At 43.1% G+C, this 3,999-nt stretch carries 4 protein-coding genes and 1 pseudogene; 2 read left to right on the top strand and 3 right to left on the bottom strand.

All coding sequences use genetic code 11. The annotated features are described in order from the left end of the window. On the top strand, positions 1-1,397 hold a 1,397-nt coding region (locus JGK22_RS32585), incomplete at its 5' end, for a DNA/RNA non-specific endonuclease (protein WP_293209056.1). 49 nt (positions 1,398-1,446) lie between these two features. Here JGK22_RS32585 and JGK22_RS32580 read toward each other — a convergent pair. From JGK22_RS32580 to JGK22_RS32570, 3 genes are all read right to left on the bottom strand, one after another. Beyond that, complete coding sequence (locus JGK22_RS32580; RefSeq protein ID WP_293209053.1) at positions 1,447-1,944, bottom strand: pentapeptide repeat-containing protein; 498 nt, start codon at positions 1,942-1,944, stop codon at positions 1,447-1,449. An 87-nt stretch (positions 1,945-2,031) separates the two neighbouring features. Next, a complete protein-coding gene (locus JGK22_RS32575; protein ID WP_293209050.1) occupies positions 2,032-2,712 on the bottom strand; it encodes a pentapeptide repeat-containing protein in 681 nt (226 codons plus the stop codon). Positions 2,713-2,786: 74 nt separating this feature from the next. Next, a complete protein-coding gene (locus JGK22_RS32570) occupies positions 2,787-3,374 on the bottom strand; it encodes a pentapeptide repeat-containing protein (RefSeq protein WP_293209047.1) in 588 nt (195 codons plus the stop codon). Positions 3,375-3,474: 100 nt separating this feature from the next. Here JGK22_RS32570 and JGK22_RS32565 point away from each other — a divergent pair. Then, positions 3,475-3,999 (top strand): annotated as a pseudogene (locus JGK22_RS32565) (DNA/RNA non-specific endonuclease); the annotation flags it as partial.

Raw genomic sequence — 3,999 nt, 5'->3', positions numbered from 1 at the left:
TTCCTAGTCTCGACAATTACAGACCAGAGGTAGGGTACGATCCAGCTCAACCTAACTACGCTCTGAGATTAACATCTGGTGACAGCATTACACACAATCAGTTTGTTGTGCCTGACTGGGGTGCGTTGCGATTTAATCTTCATGTTCCTAATCCTAATGGTGGCACGTTAAAGGTTTCTATGAAAGGCGATGAACCTGGTTATGAAAATTATCAACCCATAGGTAACATTGACTTGAGAGTAGCCGATGGTCGAGTCAATCCCGGTGCCTTACCAGAAATAGCTTACCCTATAGGCTATGCTGATACTGACACTAACCGCATTGGTTATGGTAATTTAGGGTTTGAAACTTTCCACGTTGATGTACCTGAAGTATTGCGTGGTAAGTCAGCAAAACTTAAGTTTGAGTTAGAAGGAAATAATACGGTTTATCTGGATGATGTCTTCTTTAAGAGCATTTCTACAAAACTTGGGAATCCAAGCTTTGCCCGGTCTTCTGAAAATACTCACGGTGAAAACTACCTAATTGAGAAGCCACAGTACACGCTTTCATACAATGATGCTACCAAAAGCCCCAATTGGGTGAGTTGGCAACTCAACAAAAGTTGGTTGGGTAATACTCCGCGACCTGGACTAGGTACTAGCCCACCTGGCTATCCTCCCGCAGGTTTTCCAGATGGAACTTATCCAGCGGGGCGAGTAGACTATCCCTGGCTTGGAGATAGCGATCTGCCTAGTAGCTGGGTGCGTACAGAGGGGCCTGATTATCGACTGAACGAGCGCGGGATGGAAAAAGGGCACATGACTCCAGTGGCAGACCGCGATCGCACTAGCAAGGATGTTTACTCTACATTCCTCACGTCAAATATGCTGCCTCAGCATCGTAATAACAATCAAGGCGCATGGAAATTTTTTGAAGACAATATTCGTACCTCCCTTGAAAATTCCAGTGTTGCGAGAGATTATTACATTGTTGCTGGCGGATATGGGTACGATCCAAATCGCGCGATCGGGAACCTAGTCTCAGTAAGCCCAGACGGTCGCACGGTACTCGATCCTGATGGAACTTGGACAGTGAACCCCAAAGGAATTTTGATTCCTGAGTTTACTTGGAAGATTGTCGTGCCTCTGGTCGCAGGTCAGAGTATTGACGACATTACAGCTAACACGGAAGTGGTTGCTATCATGGTGCCTAATCGAGCATCTCTGGTTACTCCAAGAGACTTCCCCCTGCCAGGAGAAACCAATCGCGAAATCACGAACTGGAATAATTGGCGAGATTGGCGCGTGAGTATTGATTACTTGGAAGGATTAACAGGATATAACTTCCTGTCTGAGTTACCTGAGACTATTCAAGATAAAATAGAGGAGAGAGATAACGGATTATTGCCTAGTTAGTACAACGCTGATTCCTACTAATGAAGCGGGTGTACGTCCTGTCTCCGCTTCAGTCCTCAATCTCGTTTGTGAGAGGGGTTCCTCCAGGCATGATAGTGTTTTTCACATAACAACGACGCCACCAATTATGATCGTCAAAAATGGCATCTCTCAGGTTGCAGTCGGAAAAACCTGCTTCATCTAAAATAACTTTTTTGAGGTTAGCACCTTCTAGATCGACGGTGAACATACCAGCTTCTGCCAGCATAGCCCCCTCCAGGTTAACTCGCTTGAGACTAGAATCTTTTGTGGTGGTGTAACAAAGATTAGCCTTACTGAGGTTGGCATTATTCAACTGGACCTGCTCCAAGGTGCTTGAGTTCATATCAGCACCACTGAGGTTAGCACCACTTAGGTTAACATTTTTCAGTCTGGCATCATAGAGTTCAGTACCACTGAGATTGATGCCATTCAAGTTACTCCCTTCTAGATGAACACGTCTCAAATTAATTCCAGAGAAATCCCTCTCTCCACTGGCATATCGTTTGAGTAATTCTTCAGCATCCATAACTTTGATTTTGAATCTGTTTATATCTAATATTAGCCGCTCATCACCCGTCTGCTCATATCAAATTAATTCTTGGCTATGGCAAGCTCACTCGTAATGGTCATTCCTAATACTGCCATCTGGCATAGTTGTATTACACAAAATTGCGCCACTAATTCTGTCAATATTAGCAAACTCTAAATTGATAATAGCTTCACTTAAGTCTACATTTGTTAGGTTAGCTCCCACTAGCCAAGGCTCATAGAATTTGGTATCTCTTAAGCAAGCCCCTGTTAAATTAGCATTGCAAAGAGCGCTCTCTGTCAAATTAGCATTTCTCAAATTAGAACCGCTCAAGTCAATCCCTTCCAACATAGCTTCAGCTATACTTGCCCCGCTGAGGTTAGCTCTACTTAAGTTGGCATAGTCTAAGTCGGTACAATCCAAGATTGCCCCACTTAAGTCAGCTCCACTCAGATCGATTCGACCTAATTGGGCAGAAAATAAATTAGCATTGCTGAGATTTGCCCCCGATAGGTCAGCTTCAGCTAGCTTAGCGCTAGAAAGCTTAGCACTACTTAAGTTAGCACCGCTGAGATTAACAAGCCTCAGATTTGCTCCAGTCAAGTTAGCACCGCTGAGATTGATACCGCTCAAGTCATTTTGACCTGGTTCTAGGTCTTCGACGTATGTCACGTCAGCAACGTTTAAGTTAGCACGACTTAAATCAACTCCAGGGAAATCCCTCTCTCCGGCAGCGTACCTCTCGATCAATTCTTTAGCATCCATAACTCTCCTCCTAAATCTCTATTACGATTATAGATCCTATTGTTAGTAGTTCTCCATAGGATAGGTGGCTGGTTTCACGATCTGATTCGATCGCAACCGTCATTACAGATACTCCCATCTGGCATAATAGTGCGACAAAAAATAGCCCCTCCTCTCTCAATAAGATGCGGGCTAACAGGCTTAACGGCAGCATATCTTAGGTAGGGATCGAAGATGTATATATCATCAAGATAAGCATCTTTAGCATCTCTAAAATCAGCATTGGTCAAGTTAGTACCATCAAAATAAACTTCATTCATATTGGTATTTATGAATATACTTCTCGATAGGTTAGCGTAGAGAAGGCGGACATTAGAAAGGCAAGTACCATTAAAATTTGCATTTGTTATATTGGTACACATTAAATTGATTTCACTTAAGTTAGCCTCGATCATATTCACAGCAGTCAAGTTGGCATTTTCCAAAACAATATCCCTTAAATCAATACCCTCTAAATTTGCACCGCTCAAATTGATGTGTATCAGCCCACTTTCTTCAATATAAGAATTGCTCAAATTAATACCACTCAAATTGGCATTACATAGATCAACCCTTCTCAAGTCAACCCCAGCAAAGTCTCTTTCTCCACTGGCATACCGTTCGAGCAATTCTTCAGCGTTCATAAATTATCTATTTAATTAGTTTGACTTCTGAATTATAGTACAATCATCCTCTGACCTGACTCCGACTTTTCAATGGCAGTTTGATCCTGGTTGGGAGGATGTGAAAGAAGTTAATCTTTTTGTCAGTACGTTTGATAAAGGGGAGGGTTTGTTGCCTTGGGATAAGGTTGTCAATTTATCAGATTCGGCACTCCTTCCCGGATTCTCGGAAACACAAAAGCGTCAACTTCTTTCCAAGCCTTGGAACGGTTATGACGATTTCAATCCCAACCGAATTCTGACAGCGACTTGGAAGAAAGATACTGGTAAGTGGTACGGTCATGACGGGATTACGCCTCTTAACCAACCTTTAAATGACCCCGCAAATACTAGCACTAACTTCACGCTACCGAGGAGTCTTACTGCGGGGCAGAACTACAATTTTGCTGTTGAAGCTGTGAGTAATAGCGGCGCTGTGACCAAAGATTTGGGGCAGTTTAAAACCCTACCTCCTGATAGCAACAGTCCTTTCAGCAGCGTGAGCGTATTGACTCATGGTTTTACACTTTTGCCTAACCAATCTGGGATTCCTGATTCCTTTTTCCAAATGGCAAATAAAATTGCCACTGTTAGCGGCAATACACCG

The organism is Microcoleus sp. PH2017_08_TRC_O_A (genome assembly GCF_020738665.1).
Taxonomy (GTDB): domain Bacteria; phylum Cyanobacteriota; class Cyanobacteriia; order Cyanobacteriales; family Microcoleaceae; genus Microcoleus.
This window is presented reverse-complemented; position numbering and strand designations above follow the sequence as displayed.

Excerpts from the sequence above, each read along its gene's own strand:
- JGK22_RS32580 (WP_293209053.1), bottom strand. The coding sequence starts at position 1,944 with ATGGATGCTGAAGAATTACTCAAACGATATGCCAGTGGAGAGAGGGAT.
- JGK22_RS32570 (WP_293209047.1), bottom strand. The coding sequence starts at position 3,374 with ATGAACGCTGAAGAATTGCTCGAACGGTATGCCAGTGGAGAAAGAGAC.
- JGK22_RS32575 (WP_293209050.1), bottom strand. The coding sequence starts at position 2,712 with ATGGATGCTAAAGAATTGATCGAGAGGTACGCTGCCGGAGAGAGGGAT.